Origin of the sequence: Nocardioides nanhaiensis (assembly GCF_039542785.1) — a bacterium.
Taxonomy (GTDB): domain Bacteria; phylum Actinomycetota; class Actinomycetes; order Propionibacteriales; family Nocardioidaceae; genus Nocardioides; species Nocardioides nanhaiensis.
In genome coordinates, this window is record NZ_BAABIM010000004.1 from 459008 (window position 1) to 479257 (window position 20250).

The following is a 20250-nucleotide window of genomic DNA, read 5'->3' on the forward strand; positions in this document are numbered from 1 at the left end:
CCGCCGGGCACCCCGGCCAGGCTCCGGTCGGGCCCGGGTCACGCTCCGGCGAGCAGCGGCAGCAGCCGCGCGGCCAGCTCGTGCCCGTCGGCGCCCCGCACCTCCGGGATCTCGGGCACCCCGGCCTCCTCGCCGGCCTCCTCGCGCGGGAGGGGCGAGCCGGAGGCCAGCACCTGCTGGCTCATCGAGAGCTCGCGCAGCGCGATCGCGCGCACGTTGCCGGGGTGGGACCGGGCGAAGTCGGCGTAGATCGTCGGGTCGTGCTGGCCGTCGTCGCCCACCAGCACCCACGCCACGTGCGGCAGGTCGCGGGCCAGGGTGCGCAGGCACTCGGCCTTGTGGTCACGCCCCGAGCGGAACCAACCGGTGTTGGTCGGCCCCCAGTCGGTGAGCAGCATCGGGCCGGACGGCAGACCCTCGCGGGCCAGGAAGCGCCGCAGGGTGGCGGCGGTGTTCCACGCGCCGGTGCTCACGTAGACCGTGGGCACCTGGGCACTGCCGTCGCCCGTGCCCGCCACGATGCCCGCGTACAGCTCGGCCATCCCCGGCACCGGACGACGAGCCTCCTCGCGCGCCACGAACGTGTGGTAGGCCGCGAGCAGGGGCCGGGGCAGCAGCGTGGTCAGCACGGTGTCGTCGATGTCGCTGACGATCCCCAGCCGCGTCTCCTCCCCCACCACGAGCAGCGGCGACTCGGCGGTGGCCTGCACGCCCCCGCCGGGCACGCTCACGCGGGCGTGGTGCCAGCCCGGCTCGAGCCCGGGGTTGGGCAGGCGCACGTCGAGGTTGCCGGAGCGGTCGGTGAGGGCCTCGTGCACCTGGCCCCCCACCTCGACGCGCACGGGGGTGGCCAGTGCCTCGGCGGTGACGAAGTTGCGCCAGCCGCGGCGTTGCAGCAGGGCGCCGTCCGAGGACGGCTCGGAGCCGGGGGCGGCCCGCAGCACCCGGGCGAGCACCCGGACGAAGCCGGCACCGCCGTAGCCCACGTGCCCGACCACGCGGTGCCCCCACCCCACGCGGGTGAGCACCACCGCGAGGCCCAGGTTCCACCCGTCCTCGACGACGCGCGCGACGTGCGGCCGCTCGGACCCGGGTTCGCTGGCCATGCCCCTCCCGCCCGCCCTCGGTCTCAGGTCCCGAGGTGGGCGTCGAGGAAGCCGCCGGTCTGCCGCATCAGCGCGTCGGCGGCCGGGAAGACCGCCAGGTGGCGCCAGAAGCCGTGGATCTGGCCGAGGTACCGGGTCGCCACCACGGGCACCCCCGCCTCGACGACGCGGGTCGCGAGGTGCTCGCCCTCGTCGCGCAGCGGGTCGTGCTCGGCGGTCGCCACCATCGTGGGCGGCAGCGTGGCCAGGCGGTCGTCGTCGACGACGAGCGGCGCCAGGTCGGGGTGGGTGAGGTCGGCCGGGGTCGCGGCGTACTGCTCCCAATACCAGGCGGCGTCACGCGGGTCGAAGCCGTCGGCCGCCGTGCGGTAGGAGTCGAAGCCCGCGGTCGGGTCCAGGAAGGGGTAGACCAGGACCAGCGCGGCGAAGCGTCCCGGGTGGCGCAGCGCCGCCACCAGGGCAAGGTTGCCGCCGGCGCTGTCGCCGTGCGCCGCGAGCGGTGCTCCGCGCAGGGCCTCCGGTACGTCCGGGCCGTCGAGCCAGCCCACCACGGTGCTGACGTCGTCCGGTGCCGCCGGGAAGCGGTGCTCCGGCGGGCGGCGGTAGTCGATGCTCAGCACCCGGCGACCGGTGCGGTTGGCCAGCGCGCGGCAGGCCGCGTCGTGCACCTCGACGTCGTGCATGACGAACCCGCCGCCGTGCGCGTGCACCACCAAACCGGGGCGGGCGCCCTGCGGCTCGTAGAGGCGCACCGGCACGCCGTCGGCGTCGTGGTCGGAGACGGCCGCGACCTGCTCGCGCGGCTCGCCCGTGGCCAGCGCTCGGGCCTGGGCCCGCGCCTGCTCGACGTCGAACGCCGGGCTGTGCACGGGGGTGTCGGCGGCGGCGCGGGCGATCGCCTCGCGCGCCTGGGGGTGCAGTGCCACGGCTCCCCGCCTCAGCGCTGCATGAGTGCGTCGAGGCCGACGGCGAGCGCCGCGGCGACGCGGAAGTCGACGCGCTGGTCGGGCACGTGCACGGTGTAGCGGTCACGCACCGAGGACTGCCGCTCGATGCTGAGCAGCGCCTGCCCCTCGGGGGTCACGAAGTCGAAGTGGATCGGCAGGAACGGGATGTCGAGGAAGCGACGCACCAGCGCCACCGCCTGGCTACGCTCCTGACCGCTGCCCTGGTAGCCCGGCCCCTCCACGTGGAAGGTCGAGCGCAGCAGCGAGGCCTTGAAGTCCTTGCGGAAGAAGCCGATCTGCTGCCCGGCCTCGTCGGTGACGTCGTAGCCGGCGTTGAGGTCCACGCGCTGGCGCGCCTTGAACGCGAACACCGCGCGGCTGCGGCTCTCGTCGGCGAAGAAAGTCACCTGCTCCTTGAACGCCATCCGCTTCTGCTGGGCCACCCCCATCGACTGACCCAGGCCGCCGTCCGCGCCCGGCGCGAAGAGCTCGTAGCGGTTCGTGGTCATCGCGAACTTCTGCTTGACGAAGAACGTGGGCAGGTGCATCTCCGCGGTCATGCGGTGAAGGGTATCCAGCGCGGGCGGTCGGCACACCGGACGCCGCGCACCGGTGGGGCGATGAGTTGCCGGGCCGAGGCCGGTCGGAACGTGCGTGATCATCGTCAGCGGACACCTGGCCGTCGACCCACCCGAGCGGGATGCCTACCTGGGCCGGGTCAACGTCCTCGAGGTCTGGGCCGGGCAGGAGCAGCTGGACCGCTTCCGCGGCAGTGGGCCCTCGCCTGACCAGCAGGCGGCGCTGCGCGAGGTCGCGGTCCGTGAGTGGGAGGTCGAGGCCCGGTGAGACGCGGCACGTAGATTCGACGGCATGTCCGCCCCCGCTCCCCCACCCGCGGCCGTGCCGGCCCTGCGCGAGCCCGCGCAGCGGGTGGACCCCCGCGCCCGGCTGATGTGGATCGTCTCGAGCGTGGTCGAGTCCGTGGTGACGCTCGGGATCATCGGCACGGTCGTGGTGCTCACGGGTGTCGTGGAGCTGCGCTGGTGGATGGTCGCCGGCGTCGTCGCGCTCGACCTGCTCTACGTGGCCGTCGTGCCCCACTGGCGCTACCTGGTGCACCGGTGGGAGGTCACCGAGACCGCGGTGCACACCCAGGTCGGCTGGTGGTCGCGCGAGCGCCGGATCGCCCCCATCTCCCGCATCCAGACCGTCGACTACGCCGAGGGCCCGGTGGAGCGGCTGTTCGGCCTGGCGTCGGTCACGGTGACGACGGCCTCGGCCGCGGGTGCGCTCAGCATCTCCGGCCTGCGCCGCGACCGCGCACGCCGGCTGGTCGACGAGCTGACGCTGCGCGCCGACGCCGTCGAGGGCGACGCCACGTGAGCCAGCCGGACCTGCTGGCTGCTCCGGACGACTGGCAACGGCTCGACCGCCGGATGATGCTGGTCTACCCGGTGCGCGAGGTGGGCCGGTTCATCGTGCCGCTGCTGGCCTTCTTCGTGGCGGGCACCGCCACCGGCCGCCCGTGGCAGTACCTGACGATCGTGGTGCCGGTGGCCCTGGGCGTGGGCCGGTACCTGACCACCCGCTACCGCGTGGCGAACGGGCGCGTGGAGCTGCGCCGCGGCCTGGTGAGCAGGCACGTGCTCTCGGCCCCGGTGGAGCGGGTGCGCTCGGTCGACCTGACGGCGAGCCCGGTGCACCGGGTGCTGGGTCTGGTCACGGTCAAGATCGGCACCGGCACGGCCTCCACCGACGGCGACGAGAAGCTGGACCTCGACGGCCTGCCCGTGGCCCAGGCGCACGCGCTGCGCGCCCAGCTGCTGCGGGTCGCCGCCCCGCCCGCGCCGCCCGGCCCGCTCGCCGAGCCCGTCCTCGGCCCCGACGGCGTCGCCCTCCCCGCTCCCGCACCGCCACCGGAGCCGGCGCCGGAGCGGGTCGCGCTGGTGTTCAGCCCGGCGTGGCTGCGCTTCGCGCCGTTCACCTCGGCCGGCATCGTCATCGCCGCGGCCCTGGTGGGCGGCGGCAGCCAGCTGCTCGGCTCCCTGGACCTGTGGGACGACCTGCACCCCGAGCAGTGGGTGGTGGCCGTCTCGCTGTGGGTCGCGGTCGTCGTGGGGCTGGTGGTGGTGGCGCTGGCCTCGGTCGTGCTCTCGGTGGTCGGCTACCTGCTCACCAACTGGGGGTTCCGGCTCAGCCACGGCGGCGGCTCCTGGCACGTGCGCCGCGGGCTGCTGACCACCCGCGAGACCAGCATCGACGACGAGCGCGTCGCCGGGGTGACCCTGCACCAGCCGCTGGGCCTGCGGTGGGCGCGCGGCAGCCGGCTGGGGGCGATCGTGACGGGCCTGCGCACCACGCAGGGCGACTCCGCCCTGGTGCCGCCGGCCCCGCGGGCCGCGGTGGAGCACGCGGCCGCGACCGTGCTCGGCACCGCCGAGCCCGTGCACGCCCCGCTGGTGCGGCACGGCGCGGCGGCCACGCGTCGTCGCTACCTGCGCGCCCTGGTGCCCGGAGGACTCCTCGTGGCCGCCGCGGTGCTGGCCCGCGCGCTGGAGCCCGGGGTGCCGTGGTGGGTCGTCGCGCTCGCGGTGGTGCTGCTCGCGCTGCTGCTGGGACTCGCCGCGGACCGCGCGCGGGGCCTGGGCCACGGCTTCCTCGCGGGTCACGTGGTCGCCCGCTCGGGCAGCCTGCTGCGTGAGCGGGAGGCGCTCGCCGCCGGCCACGTGATCGGCTGGAACCTGCGGTCCACGTACTTCCAGCGGCGTCAGGGGCTGGTGACGCTGGTGGCCACCACCGCCGGCGGCGACCAGCGGGTCGAGGTGCTCGACGTGCCCGAGCAGCTGGCGCTGGCGCTGGTCGCGCGGGCCACGCCCACGCTGTTCGCCGAGGTCGCCGAGGTCGCCGAGGTCGCCGCTCAGCCGTAGGGCGTCAGCAGCTGGTCCACGGGCGCGTAGTCGTCGGTGAGCACCTCCGCGTCGCCGACCCAGGCGTCCAGCGCATCGCCCTGGAGCACCGCCCACCCGGTGTCGCGCTCGGCGAGCGCCGCCTCCCAGGCTGCCACCTCGAGCGCATCGTCGGAGGCCAGCACCACCAGGTTGCCGCCGTCGGCGCGGTCGAGCACCGCCGGGTCGGCAGCCACCGCGACGTGCTCGAAGACCGTGCGCAGCGTGGCCACCTCGGCCCGCGCGAAGGCCAGCGGACCGTGGTCGATCAGGTTGGCGGCGTAGCGCCCTCCGGGCGCGAGCGACGCGCGGACCTCCCGCAGCGCCTCGCGCGTGGTGAGGTGCCACGGCACGCTCACGCCGCCGAACGCGTCGCCCACCACCAGGTCCAGCGAGGCGGGCTCCAGGTCGGCCAGCGCCGTCCGGCCGTCCTCCACGCGCACCTGCAGCGCCGGTGAGGTCTCCAGGCCCAGCAGCTCGCGGTCCACGCCCACCACGCCGCGGTCGATCTCCGAGACCGTGCTGGTGCTGCCCGGGCGCACCTGGGCCAGCCAGCGCGGCAGGGTCAGGCCGCCGCCGCCCACGTGGTGGGCGGCCAGCGGCGCGTCCTCGGCGCGGTCGGGGTAGCCGGTCTCGACGGCGGCCGCGAGCGCGCGCACGTAGGCGAAGTCGAGCGTGGTGGGGTCCTCGAGGTCCACGTAGGAGTGGCGGACGCCGTCGAGCACCAGCAGCCGGCCGCCCTCGCGGTCGGGATCGGGCAGCACCTCGGCGCAGTGGTAGACGGTCTCGGCGTCGCAGCCGCCGACGCCGCTGGCCACACCTGCACCCCCGCCGACGACGATCAGCGCGGCGGCCGCCGCGGGGCGCCAGACCGCCGACCACGGACCCACCAGCAGGCCGAGCAGCACCAGGCTGGCGCCCAGGCCCACCAAGATCACGCCCACCGGCACCCGCGAGATCAGCACGAAGCCGGTCACCACGGTGCCGGCGATCGCCCCGAGCGTGGAGAGGCCCGAGAGCCGGCCGACCACCTCACCGGTGCGCTCCAGGGACTCCAGCCGCAGCTTGGTGACGATCGGCGTCACGGCCGAGAGCGCCGCTCCCGGCACGAGGATCGTGACCGCGGCCACCGGCACCAGCAGGGCGCCACCCGCCACCCCGGCGGAGGCGCGGACCACGAACGGCGTCAGCGCGACGACGGCCCCCGAGACGAGGAGCAGCGGCATCAGCAGCCGCTGCGGCGGCGTGCGGTCCGCGGCCCGGCCGCCGGCCCAGGAGCCGTAGGCGATCGCGGCCAGCGCGATCCCGATGACGAGCGTGTTGGTCTCGAGCGTCAGCCCGAGGTAGGGCGCCAGCAGCCGCAGCGCCACCAGCTCGACGACGAGCACGGCCGCCGAGGACCACAGGACCAGGGCCGGGAGCAGCAGGCGCGGAGCGGGCACCCCGCCATGGTTCCAGGGCGTCCCAGGGCACCCCATCCACCCCCACGGCGGACACGACCCGCCGGTAACCGCGCGCGGCTCCTAGAGTCTGCGCATGTTCTCCAAGGTGCTCGTGGCCAACCGTGGCGAGATCGCGATCCGCGCCTTCCGCGCCGCCTACGAGGTCGGTGCGCGGACGGTGGCCGTCTTCCCGCACGAGGACCGCTGGTCCGAGCACCGGCTCAAGGCCGACGAGGCCTACGAGATCGGCGAGCGGGGTCACCCGGTGCGCGCCTACCTGGACCCGCAGGCCATCGTCGACGTCGCCGTGCGCTGCGGCGCCGACGCCGTCTACCCGGGCTACGGGTTCCTCTCGGAGAACCCCGAGCTGGCCGAGGCGTGCGCGAACGCCGGCATCACCTTCGTGGGGCCGACCGCCGAGGTGCTCACGCTGACCGGCAACAAGGCGCGCGCGATCGCTGCCGCCAAGGCCGCGGGCGTGCCCGTGCTCGCCTCCGTGGAGCCCTCCACCGACCCCGACGCGCTCGTCGAGGCGGCCTCCGAGCTGCCCTACCCGCTGTTCGTCAAGGCGGTCGCCGGCGGCGGCGGGCGCGGCATGCGCCGCGTCGACGACCCCGCCAGGCTGCGGGAGGCCGTGGAGACCTGCATGCGCGAGGCCGAAGGCGCCTTCGGCGACCCCACGGTCTTCATCGAGCAGGCGGTCGTGGACCCGCGCCACATCGAGGTGCAGATCCTGGCCGACGGCACCGGCGAGGTGATGCACCTCTTCGAGCGCGACTGCTCGGTCCAGCGACGCCACCAGAAGGTCGTCGAGATCGCGCCGGCCCCCAACCTCGACCCGGAGCTGCGCGAGCGGATGTGCGCCGACGCCGTGCGCTTCGCCCGCGAGATCGGCTATCGCAACGCCGGCACGGTCGAGTTCCTGCTCGACCCCCAGGGCAGCTACGTGTTCATCGAGATGAACCCCCGCATCCAGGTGGAGCACACGGTCACCGAGGAGATCACCGACGTCGACCTGGTGCAGAGCCAGCTGCGCATCGCCTCGGGCGAGACGCTCGCCGACCTCGGGCTCTCGCAGGAGACGGTGAGCATCCGCGGGGCCGCGCTGCAGTGCCGCATCACCACCGAGGACCCCGCCAACGGGTTCCGCCCCGACACCGGGAAGATCACCACCTACCGCTCCCCCGGCGGTCTCGGCGTGCGCGTCGACGGCGGCACCACCTACACCGGCGCCGAGGTCTCGGCGCACTTCGACTCCATGCTGGCCAAGCTGACCTGCCGCGGCCGCACCTTCGACAAGGCCGTGGAGAAGGCGCGTCGCGCCGTGGCCGAGTTCCGCATCCGCGGCGTCACGACCAACATCTCCTTCCTGCAGGCGGTGCTCGACGACCCCGACTTCGCCGCCGGGCAGATCACCACCTCGTTCATCGAGACCCACCCGCAGCTGCTGCAGTCGCGCGGGAAGGGCGACCGCGGCACCAAGCTGCTGAGCTACCTGGCCGAGGTCACCGTCAACCGGCCGCACGGCGAGGCCCCGGTGGCGATCGACCCTGCCAGCAAGCTGCCGCCGGTCGACGTCGCCGTGCCGGCACCCGACGGCTCGCGCCAGCTGCTGCTGGAGGTCGGCCCCGAGGAGTTCGCCCGGCGACTGCGGGCGCAGACCGCCGTCGCGGTCACCGACACCACCTTCCGCGACGCCCACCAGTCGCTGCTCGCCACCCGCGTGCGCACCCGCGACCTGCTCGCCGTCGCGCCGGCGGTGGCCAGGACGACGCCGCAGCTGTGGTCGCTGGAGTGCTGGGGCGGCGCCACCTACGACGTCGCCCTGCGCTTCCTCACCGAGGACCCCTGGGAGCGCCTGGCCTCGCTGCGCCAGGCGGTGCCCAACATCTGCCTGCAGATGCTGCTGCGCGGTCGCAACACCGTGGGTTACACGCCCTACCCGACTGCGGTGACCGACGCCTTCGTGGCCGAGGCCGCCCAGACCGGCATCGACGTCTTCCGCATCTTCGACGCCCTCAACGACGTGGAGCAGATGCGCCCGGCGATCGAGGCCGTGCGCGCCCACGGCGGCAGCGTCGCCGAGGTGGCGCTCTGCTACACCGGTGACCTCTCCGACCCCGGCGAGCAGCTCTACACGCTCGACTACTACCTGCGGCTGGCCGAGCGCATCGTCGAGGCGGGAGCGCACGTGCTCGCGATCAAGGACATGGCCGGTCTGCTGCGCGTGCCGGCGGCCCGCACGCTCGTCACCGCGCTGCGCGAGAACTTCGACCTGCCCGTGCACCTGCACACCCACGACACCCCCGGCGGCCAGCTGGCCACGCTGGTGGCCGCTATCGACGCGGGCGTCGACGCCGTCGACGCCGCCTGCGCCTCGATGGCGGGCACCACCTCGCAGCCGGCCCTCTCGGGCCTGGTCTCGGCCACCGACCACGGTGAGCGCCAGACCGGTCTCTCGCTGGCCGCCGTCAACGCCCTGGAGCCCTACTGGGAGGCGACCCGCCGCACCTACGCACCCTTCGAGTCCGGGCTCCCCGCGCCCACCGGGCGCGTCTACCGCCACGAGATCCCCGGCGGCCAGCTCTCCAACCTGCGCCAGCAGGCGATCGCGCTGGGCCTCGGCGAGAAGTTCGAGCAGGTCGAGGACATGTACGCCGCGGCCAACGACATCCTCGGCAACATCGTGAAGGTGACCCCCTCCTCGAAGGTGGTGGGCGACCTCGCGCTGGCGCTGGTCGGCATCGGCGCCGACCCCGCGGAGTTCGCCGAGGACCCGGCACGCTTCGACCTCCCCGACTCCGTCGTGGGCTTCCTCAACGGCGAGCTGGGCGACCCGCCGGGCGGCTGGCCCGAGCCCTTCCGCACCAAGGCGCTCGAGGGACGCACCTGGAAGAAGCCCGCGGAGTCGCTCGAGCCGGACGACGCCGAGGCGCTGCAGGGCAGCTCGGCCACCCGCCGCGCGACGCTCAACCGACTGCTCTTCCCGGGCCCCACGGCCACCTACCTGGAGGGCCGCGAGCGCTACGGCGACCTCTCCGTGCTGCCCACGCTGGACTACCTCTACGGGCTGCGCCAGGGCGAGGAGCGCGAGGTCACCCTCGAGGAGGGCAAGACGATCATCCTGGGGGTGCAGGCCATCAGCGACCCCGACGAGCGCGGCTTCCGGTCGGTCATGGCGCTGATCAACGGCCAGCTGCGCCCCATCTCGGTGCGCGACACCTCGGTGAGCTCCGAGGTCGTCAGCGCCGAGAAGGCCGACCCCGGCACGGCGGGCCACGTGGCCGCGCCGTTCCAGGGCGTCGTCACGGTGACGGTGGGCGAGGGCGACCAGGTGGCGGCCGGCGACACGCTGGCCACGATCGAGGCCATGAAGATGGAGGCCTCGATCACCGCCCCCGCCGACGGCACGGTGGAGCGCCTGGCGTTCACCGGCACGCGCGCGGTCGACGGCGGCGACCTGGTGGTCGTGCTGGGCTGACGGCGAGCAGGCCCTACCAGGGCGTGACGATGACGTCGATCGCACGCACGTCGTCGGGCCCCAGGGCGGTGTAGCGGTGCGGCACGTCGCCGGGCAGCCGGGTGGTGCCGCCGGGGCCCAGCGTCACGACCACCTCCTCGCCGGGATCGCCGTGGGCGACCTCGCAGGTGCCCTCCAGCACGACCAGCTGCTCGACCACCCAGGTCGAGTGCGGCCCGGAGCGGCGCGTGACGCCGGCCGCGACCCGGAGGAGGTAGACCTCCGAGGTGCGGCCGTCGCCGTGCTCGGTGTGCAGCAGCGTGGTCTCGACGCCGTCCCCGTCGACCCGCGCCCCCTCGCGGAAGTCCAGGAGCGCCCCGAGGGGGACGCCGAGCGGGGACGCGATGGCGTACAGGGTGGCGAGCGTGGGGTTGCGGCCCCCGTTCTCGAGCTCGGAGAGCGACCCCTTGCCGATGCCGGCGGCGTCGGCGAGCGCCGTCAGCGAGAGCCCGCGCTCCTGGCGCAGCGCTCTCACGCGCGCGCCGACGGCGAGCGATGCGTCGTCCACCCACCACCTCCGCTACCGTGCGTTCTGTTTACAGAACCCTATCGCCGAGACCGAGGACGCCCCGTGACCCAGCATGACACCGCTCCCGTGGTCGCCGGTGTCGTCGCCGCGCTGGTGGGCTTCAGCAGCTCGTTCGTGGTGGTGCTGGCCGCGCTGGTCGCGGTGGGTGCCACGCCCGACCAGGCCGCCTCGGGCGTGCTCGCGCTGTGCGTGGTGCAGGCCGTGGCGATGCTGTGGCTGGCGCTGCGGCACCGCTCCCCCATCGCCCTGGCCTGGTCGACGCCGGGCGCGGCGCTGCTGCTCTCCACGGGCACCGTCGCGGGCGGGTGGCCGGCTGCGGTGGGCGCGTTCCTGGTCACGGGAGCACTGATCGTGCTCACCGGTCTGGTGCCGGCGCTCGGCGCGCTGATCGGCCGCATCCCGCCCGCCCTGGCCCGCGCGATGCTGGCAGGGGTGGTGGCGCCGTTGTGCCTGGCCACCGTCACCGGCACCGCCGCCTCGCCGCTGCTGGTCGGGCCGGTCGTCATCGCCTGGCTCGTGATGCACCGGATCTCGCGCCGGTGGGCCTCACCGGTGGCGCTGGCCGTGGCGCTGGTCGTCGTGCTGGTGGAGGCGGGCGGGTCGCTGCGGGCCGAGCAGCTGCTCCCGGTGCTGGAGGTGACCGCCCCCGCCTGGAGCGTGCAGGCGCTGGTGGGCCTGACGCTGCCTCTCTACGTCGTCACGATGGCCTCCCAGAACGTGCCGGGCGTGGCGGTGATGGCCAGCCACGGGTGGACGGTGCCCTGGCGCGAGGCCATGACCGCGACCGGGCTGGGCACCGCCGTGGCGGCACCGTTCGGCGGGCACGCCGTCAACCTGGCGGCCATCACCGCCGCCATGACCGCCGGCCCCGACGCCGGTCCGGACCGCTCGCGGCGCTGGGTCGCGGCCGTCAGCGCGGCGATCACCTACCTGGTGCTGGCGCTGGCCACACCCGCGCTGGCCGCCCTGGTGGCCGCCGCCCCGGGCGACGTGATCCCCGCGGCGGCCGGGCTGGCGCTCGTGGGCGTGCTGGCGGCCTCGCTCTCCGGTGCGCTCGCGCAGGACGCCGACCGCGAGGCGGCCGCCGTCACCTTCCTGGTCGCGGCCTCGGGCGTCGTCGTGCTCGGGGTCGGCTCCGCGTTCTGGGCGCTGCTGGCCGGCCTGGTGGTGCGGCCGCTGCTGCGGCCGGCCTCGACCGCTGGGTCGCACCGCGGCCGGCGGGCTCAGCGCAGCGTGAAGTAGCTCGAGCGCAGGCCGAAGACCGAGCGGAACGTCTCGCCCGAGACGGTGGTGGAGGTCTGGGTGCCGGTGAGCCGGACGGCGAGCGGGCGCCCTCCCCAGCGGCCGTTGCCGTCGCGCCGGGTCACCGTGGCGCCCGTGAACGCGCCGATCGCCGGGTAGGCACGGCTGACCGCGGCGCCGTCGATGCTGGCGGTCCAGCCGCGGTAGGCGGTGTCGAAGGGGTCGGCCGCCGCACGCAGGTAGGGCTGGGAGCCCGCGACGCTCCACCCGCCGTTGCTGGCGGAGAACTGCGTGAACGCGGGCCGACCGCCGCTGAGCAGCACCTGGCCGGCGGTGGCGGCGATGGCGGCGTCGGAGGCCGGGTGCTCGGCGCTCGCGCCGCCGTAGACCTGGCACTGGGAGGTGTCGCAGATCTGGTAGTGCGCAGCCAGCGGCTGGGCGCGCTCGAAGGCGGCGTAGGTGCGGGCGGCCACCGACTGGGCACGCACCGCCTCGGGGTGCCACAGCGCCGGCACCTCCTGCGGCACCACGCCGCGCAGGTAGTCCTCGAGGCTGACGACGTTGACGGTGTCACCGCCGGCAGCGCGCAGGGCGCCCCGGTAGGAGACCCGCGTGCGCGGGGTGACGAACAGCGTGACGGGCTGCCCCTGGGCGCGGAACTCCGCGGCCCCCGGCAGCGTGCGCAGCGTGCGCCACCCGCCCTGGAGGGCCTGCACGCGGGTGCCGCCCTGCACGGGCAGCAGCCGGAAGCGGGTCGCCCGCGGCCGCACCTTGGCCACCGCCACCCGCTCGCCCCCGCGCACCGCGCTGGCCACCAGACCACGGCGCGGTGCCACGACGACGTCGCGGGTGGTGTCGGCACTGATCTGCACCAGCACCTTCCCGCGGGCCGACCCCCAGGTGGTGCCCGGGTAGTAGTGCTCGACGATCGCGCGGTGGCCCTGCCCGTCGAGCGCCCGGCTCTGGGCGCCGTGCTGCGAGAGCCCCCGGCCGTGCCCGTAGCCGTTGCCCAGCACCGAGATCGCCGGCGCTGCACGCTCGGCGCGCACCGCCGGGGCGCGGGGGCTGTCGTCGACGGCGTCGGCCGCGGCAGGAGCTGCCACCCCCGCGAGGGCGGCCACCAGCAGCAGGGATCCGAGACGTCTCACCCGGCGAGGGTACGCGGCACCGGCCCGGCGGGAGGCCGATCTGCTCGGGCCGCCCCACCGAGGGCGCTCGTGGTCCACACTGGGTGATCGCCAGCCGGGAGGAGGGCACATGGGCCACGTAGCGCCGCGGACCCGCGCCGACGACGTGGTGCGCGCCCTGACGACCTCCGGCCGCCCGGACCCGCGGCTCCCGCAGGCGGTCTTCGCCGGGTTCGTGCTCCTCGACGTCGCCCTCCGTGCCGTCGCCGGCCGCGGGGTGAGCCTGGCCGAGTGGCCGACCCTCGGCGTGCTGCTCGTCCTCGCAGCGACGGTCGCCGTGCTGACGGCCCCCTGGCCACACCTGGACCGCCGGTGGATGATCGCACTCCCCCTCGTCGACATGGCCGCGCTGGGCCTGGTGCGACTCACTCCCGAGGGCAGTGCGGCCGGCATCCTGGTGGTGCTGCCGGCGCTCTTCCTCGGGCGCCTGCTCGGGCGACCGGGTGCCGTCGTCGCCGGGGGCGCGGTGGCCCTGCTCGCTGCCTTGCCGAGCCTGCTCGTCGCGGGCGCCGACGCCCTCGCCGTCTCGCGCGCGGTCTCCATCACGGTCGTGGCCGCGTGGAGCGCGCTGGCCGTCGCGCTCGCGATGGAGCACCTGCGTGCGCAGCGCGATGCGGCCGCTCGGCACGGGGTCGAGCTCGCGGCTGCCCTGGCCGCGCTCGAGGAGCACCGGCGCGCAGCCGAGGCGATCTTCGACGCCGTCGACGTCGGCCTGGTGCTCCTCGACGCCGAGGGCCGCTTCGCGGGACGCAACCGTCGCCTCGACGAGATGCTGACCATCGCCTTCCCCGGTGGCCACTCCGGCTGGGCCGGCGAGGTCGGGGACATGTACGGCGACCAGTGCGCCGAGCGCCTGAGCCGGGAGCAGTGCCCGGCCTACCGGGCGTCGCTCGGCGAGGAGTTCGACGACGTCCGGGTGTGGATCGGCGCGGACCTCGGCACCCGCCGCGCGCTGTCGGTCTCGGCCCGGTCGCTGCGTGACCCCGGGTGCGCGCTCGAGGGTGCCGTGCTGGCCTACAAGGACGTCACCGACCTCGTGCGGGCCACGGCTGCGAAGGAGGAGTTCCTCACCCTCGTCTCCCACGAGCTGCGCACGCCGCTGACCTCCATCACGGGGCACGTCGAGATGCTGCAGGAGCACCCCGACGTGCCCGCGGTCCTGGGACACCAGCTCGCCGTCGTGGACCGCAACGCCGAGCGGCTGCTGCGGCTGATCGGCGACCTCCTGCACAGCGCGCAGATCAGCGCCGAGCGCTCGCTCCCGCTGCAGCGCGACGACGTCGACCTCGTCGACGTCGTCGGGACCGCCCTCGCCGCGGCCGCGCCCGCCGCCCGCGAGGCGGGCGTCACCCTGGAACGCGACCTGCCCCCGCACCTGCCTGCCGTGGCCGACGCGCACCGGCTGGGTCAGCTGCTCGACAACCTGCTGGCCAACGCCATCGGCTGCACGCCCCCCGGTGGGTCGGTGACGGCGCGGCTGCGACAGGAGGGCGAGCGCGCCGAGATCGAGGTCGTCGACACCGGCGTCGGCATCGAGCCCGCCGACCGCGACCGCCTCTTCACCCGCTTCTTCCGCGGCGCCGACGCCGAACGCGCGGGCCGGCCCGGGGTGGGCCTGGGGCTCAGCATCTGCCGCAGCATCGCCGAGAGCCACGGCGGGCGGATCGAGGTCGAGAGCGAGGTCGGTCGCGGCAGCACCTTCCGGGTGCGGCTGCCCCTCGGCACCGGCTAGCCCACGCGGTGCATGCGGCGCGCGGCCTCGGCGATCGACCCGCTCATCGAGGGGTAGACGGTGAAGGCCTGCGCCAGCTGGTCGGCGGTCAGCGACTCGGCGACGGCGATCGAGACCGGGTGGATCAGCTCGCTGGCGCGCGGACCCACCACCACGCCCCCGACGACGATGCCGGTGCCGGGGCGGCAGAACAGCTTCACGAAGCCGTCCCGCACGCCCTGCATCTTGGCGCGCGGGTTGCCACCCAGCGGCAGCATGACCACCTCGGCCTGCATCTCCCCGGAGTCCACGGCCTGCTGCGACCAGCCGACGGTGGCGATCTCCGGCGCGGTGAACACGTTGGAGGAGACCAGCTTCTTGTCCAGCGGCTTGACCGCGTCGCCGAGGAAGTGCCACATGGCGATGCGGCCCTGCATGGCCGCCACGGAGGCGAGCATCAGCACGCCGGTGCAGTCGCCGGCGGCGTAGACGCCGCGTGCGGAGGTGCGCGAGACCCGGTCGACGTTGACGAAGCCGCCCTCGGTGAGCACGACACCGGCCTCCTCGAGGCCGATGTCGGTGGTGTTGGGCACCGAGCCGAGCGCCAGGATGCAGTGCGAGGCCTGCACGCTGCGCCCGTCGGTGAGGGCGACCGTGACGACGTCGCCCTCGCGGGTGACCGACTGCATCCGCGACTGCGAGAGCACCGTCATGCCACGACGCTTGCTGACCTCCTCGAGCACCGCCGAGGCGTCGGCGTCCTCGCCGGGCAGCACCCGGTCGCGCGAGCTGACGAGCGTGACCGGGATGCCGAGCGCGAGGTAGGCGCTGGCGAACTCCGCGCCGGTGACGCCGGAGCCCACCACGACGAGCTCGGTGGGCACCTCGGTGAGGTCGTAGACCTGCTCCCAGGTGAGGATCCGCTCGCCGTCGGGCTGCGCGGTGGGCAGGGTGCGGGGCGCGGCGCCGGTGGCCACCAGGATCGCGTCTGCCTCGAGGGTCTGCTCCCCCACGACCACGCGCGAGGGGCCGTCGAGGCGGCCACGGCCGGTCACCACGGTGACGCCCTCGCGGTCCAGGCGGCGCGCGATGTCGTCGGACTGGTCGGCGGCCAGCCGCTTGACCCGCTCGTTGACGCGGGCCAGGTCCACCGAGAGGTGGCGGGCCGGGTCGCCCTGGTGGTCGGAGAAGTTGAGACCCAGCTCGGCGGCACCGGCCACCTCGGTCATCAGCTCGGCGGTGGCGATCAGGGTCTTGCTGGGCACGCAGTCGGTGAGCACCGCCGAGCCGCCCAGGCCGTCGGAGTCCACGACGGTGACCTCGGCCCCCAGCTGCGCGGCCACCAGCGCCGACTCGTAGCCACCGGGCCCGCCACCGAGGATCACGACCTTCTCGCTCATGGGTGCATCCTCGCAGCCTGCGCGGGCGGGCACCGAACCCGCGCCTGTGGATGAGCGAGGGCACCCTCGGCCGATCCGGGCGAGGCTGGTGGGCATGACCGAGGGGAGGCACCATGGGGACCATGACCGTGATCGAGCCGCCTGCGTTGCAGCGCGACGACGTGGTCGTGCGCGGGGGCGGCTTCACGATCGAGGACCGCGACGCGCTGCCGGCCGACGGGCGCCGTCATGAGCTGCTCGACGGGGTGCTGATCCTGTCCCCCGCACCGCGCACCCGGCACCAGGACGTCGTCGTCAACCTGGCGGTGCTGCTGAAGGAGGCCCTGCCGCCGGAGCTGAAGGTGGTGGTGGCGCCCTTCGACGTCAGGCGGGGGGCCGACACCGCGATCCAGCCCGACCTCGTGGTCGCCCGGCGCGGCGACGTCTCGCCCGAGGGGTTCACGACCCGGCCGCTGCTCGCCGTCGAGGTCGCCTCGCCGTCGACCCGCTGGATCGACCTGGGTCGCAAGCGCGACCTGCTCGCCGAGATGCGTTGCCCGCACTACTGGACCGTCGAGCCGCACGGTGACGACGACCTGCCCGAGGTGACCCTGTGGCACCTGGTCGACGGCGCCTTCGTGGAGCGGGCCGTCGTGCGCGGTCGCGAGTCGCTCGAGGTCGCGACGCCGGTGGTACTCACCCTGACGCCGGCGGACCTGCTCGACGAGTGAGTCAGCGCTGCTCGGTCCACACGTAGTCGATCTGGCGCGCCGTCGCCTCCGCCAGGTCGTGGCCGGCGAACCGCGCCACCAGGTGCAGCGCCATCGCGATGCCCGAGCTGATGCCGCCGGAGGTCACCAGCGTGCCCGCGTCGACCCAGCGGACGTCGTCGCGCACCGACGCCCCCACGTCGGCCACCAGGTCGCGCAGCAGGGGCACGTCCTCCCAGTGCGTGGTGACGGGCCGGTCGCCGAGCAGCCCGAGCCGCTGCAGGAAGAAGGCGCCGGTGCACACGCTCGCCAGCACCCTGGACCGCGGCGCCAGCTCGCGGATCGCCTCCTCGGGGCGGGCGGCCTCGACGTCGATGGCACCCGGCACCACCAGCACGTCGAGCTCGCCGACGTCCGCGACGCCCACGTGCGGGCGCACGCCCATCGCGCCGTACACCTGCACCTCGGGTTCGCCGACCACCACGACCTCGAAGGACTCGGGCTCCCCGGCCCGCGCCCGCAGCCGGTTGGCGGTGAGCAGCACCTCGTAGGGACCGATCAGGTCCATGGCGTCGCAGGTCTCGAAGGCCAGCAGGCCGACACGGGTGCGGGTCATGCGGTCAGGATCCCCGGACCCCCGCCCCGCCCACGAGGGGCGGAGCGGCCAGGCGACGTCGAGATCGCGCCAACCCGCCAGCCGAGCCGCCGGGTCAGAAGTTGATCATGTGCCCAGCGATGCCGTGCACGGCCTCCTTGACGGCCTCCGAGAGGGTCGGGTGGGCGAAGACGTTGCGCGAGACCTCGTCGGCGGTGAGGTCCCACTGCTGGGCCAGCGTCAGCGCAGGCAGCTGCTCGGTGACGTCGGGGCCGATCAGGTGCGCACCGAGGAACTCGTTGTGCTCGGCGTCGGCGACGATCTTGACGAAACCGACGGCGTCGCCGAGGCCCTGCGCCTTGCCGTTGGCCGAGAACGGGAACGTCGCGGTCTTGACGTCGTAGCCCTTCTCCTTGGCCTGCGCCTCGGAGTAGCCGAAGGAGGCGATCTGCGGCTGGCAGTAGGTGGCGCGCGGGACCATGTCGAAGTCGAACTCCATGGTCTCGGCGCCGGCGATGGTCTCGGCCGTCACGATGCCCATGGCCTCGGCCACGTGGGCCAGCATCAGCTTGCCGGTGACGTCGCCGATGGCCCAGACGTGCTCGACGTTGGTGCGGCCGCGCCCGTCGACGGCGATCGCGCCGCGCTCGGTGGTCTCGACGCCGACCTTGTCCAGGCCGTAGCCCTCCAGGCGGGGCGCGAAGCCGAACGCCGCGAGGAACTTGCCCGCCTCGAGCACCTGCTCGTCGCCGCCGTCGGCCGGGGCCACGGTGACCTTGACGCCGGAGCCGGTGTCCTCGACCTTCTTCACCGCGGTGGAGGTCATCACCTTCACGCCCAGCTTCTTGTAGTGCTTGGCGAGCTCCTTGGAGACGTCGGCGTCCTCGGTGGGGACCATCCGGTCCACGTACTCGACGATCGTGACGTCGACGCCGAAGTTCTTCATCACGTAGGCGAACTCGACGCCGATCGCACCGGAGCCGCCGATGATGATCGACTCGGGCAGGTTCTCGTCGAGGATCTGCTCCTCGTAGGTGACCACGTTCTCGCTCAGCTCGACGCCGGGCACGAGCCGCACGGTGGCGCCGGCGGCGATGATCAGGTCGCCGCAGGTGTAGGTGGTGGTGCCGCCGTCGGCGTCCTTGACCTCGACGGCCTGCTGGCCGTCCTGCTCGCCGAGCAGCGTGCCCCAGCCGTCGATCTCGGTGATCTTGTTCTTCTTCATCAGGAAGTGGACGCCCTTGACGATGCCGGCGCTGACCTGGCGCGAGCGGGCGTGGGTGGCACCGAACTTCATGGTGGCGTCGCCCTCGATGCCGAACTTCTTCTTCTCGTGCGTGAGCACGTGGGCGAGCTCGGCGTTCTTGAGCAGCGCCTTGGAGGGGATGCAGCCGACGTTGAGGCACACCCCGCCCCAGTACTTGTCCTCGATCACCGCGACCGACTTGCCGAGCTGGGCGGCGCGGATGGCGGCGACGTAGCCGCCGGGGCCGGCACCGAGGACGAGGACATCGAAGTGGCTGCTCACGCCGCCAGCCTAGGCGCGCACGGGCGGGCGCCCCAAGCCGACCGCGTACCGGTCCGTAGCCCCGTGCGGCACCACGACGTCTACCCTGCTGACCGTGACGCTCTACGCCGCCTACGGGACCAACCTGGACCCCGCCCGGATGGGTGAGCGCGCGCCGCACTCGCCGCTGCACACCACGGGCTGGCTCGAGGGGTGGCGGCTCACCTTCGGGGGTGAGGAGCACGGCTGGGACGGCTCGCTGGCCACGATCGTGCAGGACCCCTTCGAGCACGTCTTCGTCGCCGTCTACGACGTGACCCGTGAGGACGAGCAGCACCTCGACGGCTGGGAGGCCGCCGACTCGGGGCTGTACCGCAAGACCAAGGTGCGCGTCGACACCCTCAGCGGCGCCCAGGTGGTGTGGACCTACGTGCTCGACGCCTTCGAGGGCGGACTCCCCTCGGCGTCCTACCTCGGCGTGCTCGGCGACGCCGCGGAGGCCTGCGGTGCGCCGGCCGACTACGTGGCGGCGCTGCGTCGTCGCCCCTGCCGGTCCATCGGCCACTGAGGCCACTCTCCACTGGGCACTCGGGCTGGGCACTACAGTCCCCCGGGTGACCAGCGAGCAGACCCAGGACCCCTACGCCGCCGCCCGCGAGGCCGCCGAGCGGCTCGCCGAGCTGACCGGCGTCGAGCAGCACGACGTCGCCCTGGTGCTGGGCTCGGGCTGGCTGCCGGCGGTCGACGCCCTGGGCGAGGCGACCGCCGAGATCGAGACCACCCAGCTGCCCGGCTTCTCGGCCGCGGCCGTGGCCGGGCACTCGGGCAAGATCCGCTCGGTGCGCGCCGGCGACCGGCAGCTGCTGGTCTTCCTCAGCCGCACCCACTACTACGAGGGCAAGGGCGTCGCGGCCGTGGTGCACGGCGTGCGCACCGCGGCAGCGGCCGGCTGCCGCGCCATCGTGCTCACCAACGGCTGCGGTGGGCTCAAGGAGTCGTGGACGCCCGGGACCCCGGTGCTGATCAGCGACCACATCAACCTCACCGGCCGCTCCCCGATCGTGGGCGCGAACTTCGTGGACCTCACCGACCTCTACTCCTCGCGGCTGCGCGCGATGTGCCGCGAGGTGGACCCGAGCCTCGACGAGGGCGTCTACGTGCAGTTCCCCGGCCCCCACTACGAGACGCCGGCCGAGGTGCGCATGGCGGGGATCATGGGCGGCCACCTGGTGGGCATGAGCACCACCCTGGAGGCGATCGCCGCCCGCGAGGCCGGCCTGGAGGTGCTCGGCCTGAGCCTGGTCACCAACCTGGCCGCCGGCATCAGCGACCAGCCGCTCGACCACGCGGAGGTGCTCGAGGCCGGGCGCAACGCCGCGAGCCGGATGGGCGACCTGCTCTCCCGCGTCGTGCCGAGGATCTGAGGACGC

Annotated in this window: 18 protein-coding genes; 9 read left to right on the forward strand and 9 right to left on the reverse strand. The window is 74.4% G+C overall.

What is annotated here, in order from left to right; all coding sequences use genetic code 11:
• Nucleotides 1-38: 38 nt before the first annotated feature.
• From ABD948_RS19180 to ABD948_RS19190, 3 genes are read right to left on the reverse strand one after another with little or no spacing between them, the layout of a single operon-like run.
• Nucleotides 39-1106, reverse strand: a complete 1068-nt coding sequence (locus ABD948_RS19180; RefSeq protein WP_345269434.1) for an App1 family protein phosphatidate phosphatase — start codon at nucleotides 1104-1106, stop codon at nucleotides 39-41.
• A gap of 23 nt (nucleotides 1107-1129) precedes the next feature.
• Complete coding sequence (locus ABD948_RS19185) at nucleotides 1130-2032, reverse strand: alpha/beta hydrolase (RefSeq protein WP_345269445.1); 903 nt, start codon at nucleotides 2030-2032, stop codon at nucleotides 1130-1132.
• An 11-nt stretch (nucleotides 2033-2043) separates the two neighbouring features.
• Nucleotides 2044-2613 (reverse strand): LURP-one-related family protein, encoded by a 570-nt coding sequence (locus tag ABD948_RS19190; protein ID WP_345269453.1) that lies wholly within the window; start codon nucleotides 2611-2613, stop codon nucleotides 2044-2046.
• 94 nt (nucleotides 2614-2707) lie between these two features.
• On the opposite strand from ABD948_RS19190, the gene ABD948_RS19195 reads away from it, so the two are divergent.
• Genes ABD948_RS19195 through ABD948_RS19205 form a run of 3 tightly spaced genes read left to right on the forward strand, consistent with a single transcriptional unit; the run spans nucleotide 2708 to nucleotide 4980 of the window.
• Complete coding sequence (locus tag ABD948_RS19195; RefSeq protein ID WP_345269457.1) at nucleotides 2708-2899, forward strand: hypothetical protein; 192 nt, start codon at nucleotides 2708-2710, stop codon at nucleotides 2897-2899.
• A gap of 24 nt (nucleotides 2900-2923) precedes the next feature.
• Entirely contained in the window at nucleotides 2924-3436 is a 513-nt protein-coding gene (locus ABD948_RS19200) for a PH domain-containing protein (RefSeq protein ID WP_345269470.1), read from the forward strand.
• Nucleotides 3433-4980 carry a PH domain-containing protein gene (locus tag ABD948_RS19205; RefSeq protein ID WP_345269505.1) on the forward strand — a complete coding sequence of 516 codons (1548 nt, stop codon included), beginning with the start codon at nucleotides 3433-3435 and terminating at the stop codon, nucleotides 4978-4980. Before ABD948_RS19200 ends, ABD948_RS19205 begins: the two co-directional genes overlap by 4 nt.
• Here ABD948_RS19205 and ABD948_RS19210 read toward each other — a convergent pair.
• A complete protein-coding gene (locus tag ABD948_RS19210) occupies nucleotides 4971-6440 on the reverse strand; it encodes a fused MFS/spermidine synthase (RefSeq protein WP_345269523.1) in 1470 nt (489 codons plus the stop codon). The two genes, ABD948_RS19205 and ABD948_RS19210, sit on opposite strands and share 10 nt — an antisense overlap.
• Before the next feature lie 94 nt (nucleotides 6441-6534).
• On the opposite strand from ABD948_RS19210, the gene ABD948_RS19215 reads away from it, so the two are divergent.
• The gene (locus ABD948_RS19215; protein WP_345269535.1) at nucleotides 6535-9921 is read left to right on the forward strand and encodes a pyruvate carboxylase; all 3387 of its coding nucleotides are present in this window, start codon (nucleotides 6535-6537) and stop codon (nucleotides 9919-9921) included.
• Between the two features lie 13 nt (nucleotides 9922-9934).
• Here the strand turns inward: ABD948_RS19215 and ABD948_RS19220 are convergent, their stop codons facing one another.
• Nucleotides 9935-10468, reverse strand: coding sequence for a helix-turn-helix domain-containing protein (locus ABD948_RS19220; RefSeq protein ID WP_345269550.1), 534 nt, complete (start codon nucleotides 10466-10468; stop codon nucleotides 9935-9937).
• 63 nt (nucleotides 10469-10531) lie between these two features.
• Between ABD948_RS19220 and ABD948_RS19225 the strand changes: the two genes are divergently transcribed.
• Nucleotides 10532-11731, forward strand: coding sequence for a benzoate/H(+) symporter BenE family transporter (locus ABD948_RS19225; protein WP_345269560.1), 1200 nt, complete (start codon nucleotides 10532-10534; stop codon nucleotides 11729-11731).
• Here the strand turns inward: ABD948_RS19225 and ABD948_RS19230 are convergent.
• Nucleotides 11713-12879 carry a SpoIID/LytB domain-containing protein gene (locus ABD948_RS19230; protein WP_345269578.1) on the reverse strand — a complete coding sequence of 389 codons (1167 nt, stop codon included), beginning with the start codon at nucleotides 12877-12879 and terminating at the stop codon, nucleotides 11713-11715. The two genes, ABD948_RS19225 and ABD948_RS19230, sit on opposite strands and share 19 nt — an antisense overlap.
• Nucleotides 12880-12988: 109 nt before the next feature.
• On the opposite strand from ABD948_RS19230, the gene ABD948_RS19235 reads away from it, so the two are divergent.
• Nucleotides 12989-14650, forward strand: coding sequence for a sensor histidine kinase (locus ABD948_RS19235; RefSeq protein ID WP_345269587.1), 1662 nt, complete (start codon nucleotides 12989-12991; stop codon nucleotides 14648-14650).
• Here ABD948_RS19235 and ABD948_RS19240 read toward each other — a convergent pair.
• Nucleotides 14647-16029 carry an NAD(P)H-quinone dehydrogenase gene (locus ABD948_RS19240; RefSeq protein WP_345269594.1) on the reverse strand — a complete coding sequence of 461 codons (1383 nt, stop codon included), beginning with the start codon at nucleotides 16027-16029 and terminating at the stop codon, nucleotides 14647-14649. The genes ABD948_RS19235 and ABD948_RS19240 overlap by 4 nt on opposite strands.
• A 122-nt stretch (nucleotides 16030-16151) precedes the next feature.
• Here ABD948_RS19240 and ABD948_RS19245 point away from each other — a divergent pair, with 122 nt between their 5' ends.
• Nucleotides 16152-16739, forward strand: a complete 588-nt coding sequence (locus ABD948_RS19245) for a Uma2 family endonuclease (protein WP_345269606.1) — start codon at nucleotides 16152-16154, stop codon at nucleotides 16737-16739.
• A gap of 1 nt (nucleotide 16740) precedes the next feature.
• Here ABD948_RS19245 and ABD948_RS19250 read toward each other — a convergent pair whose 3' ends face one another.
• Together ABD948_RS19250 and lpdA are read right to left on the reverse strand one after the other, a co-directional pair.
• Entirely contained in the window at nucleotides 16741-17334 is a 594-nt protein-coding gene (locus tag ABD948_RS19250) for a DJ-1/PfpI family protein (protein WP_345269619.1), read from the reverse strand.
• Between the two features lie 94 nt (nucleotides 17335-17428).
• The gene (gene lpdA, locus ABD948_RS19255) at nucleotides 17429-18841 is read right to left on the reverse strand and encodes a dihydrolipoyl dehydrogenase (RefSeq protein WP_345269628.1); all 1413 of its coding nucleotides are present in this window, start codon (nucleotides 18839-18841) and stop codon (nucleotides 17429-17431) included.
• Nucleotides 18842-18935: 94 nt separating this feature from the next.
• Here lpdA and ABD948_RS19260 point away from each other — a divergent pair, with 94 nt between their 5' ends.
• Nucleotides 18936-19388, forward strand: a complete 453-nt coding sequence (locus tag ABD948_RS19260) for a gamma-glutamylcyclotransferase family protein (protein WP_345269634.1) — start codon at nucleotides 18936-18938, stop codon at nucleotides 19386-19388.
• 46 nt (nucleotides 19389-19434) lie between these two features.
• The gene (locus ABD948_RS19265) at nucleotides 19435-20244 is read left to right on the forward strand and encodes a purine-nucleoside phosphorylase (protein WP_345269641.1); all 810 of its coding nucleotides are present in this window, start codon (nucleotides 19435-19437) and stop codon (nucleotides 20242-20244) included.
• Nucleotides 20245-20250 lie beyond the last annotated feature (6 nt).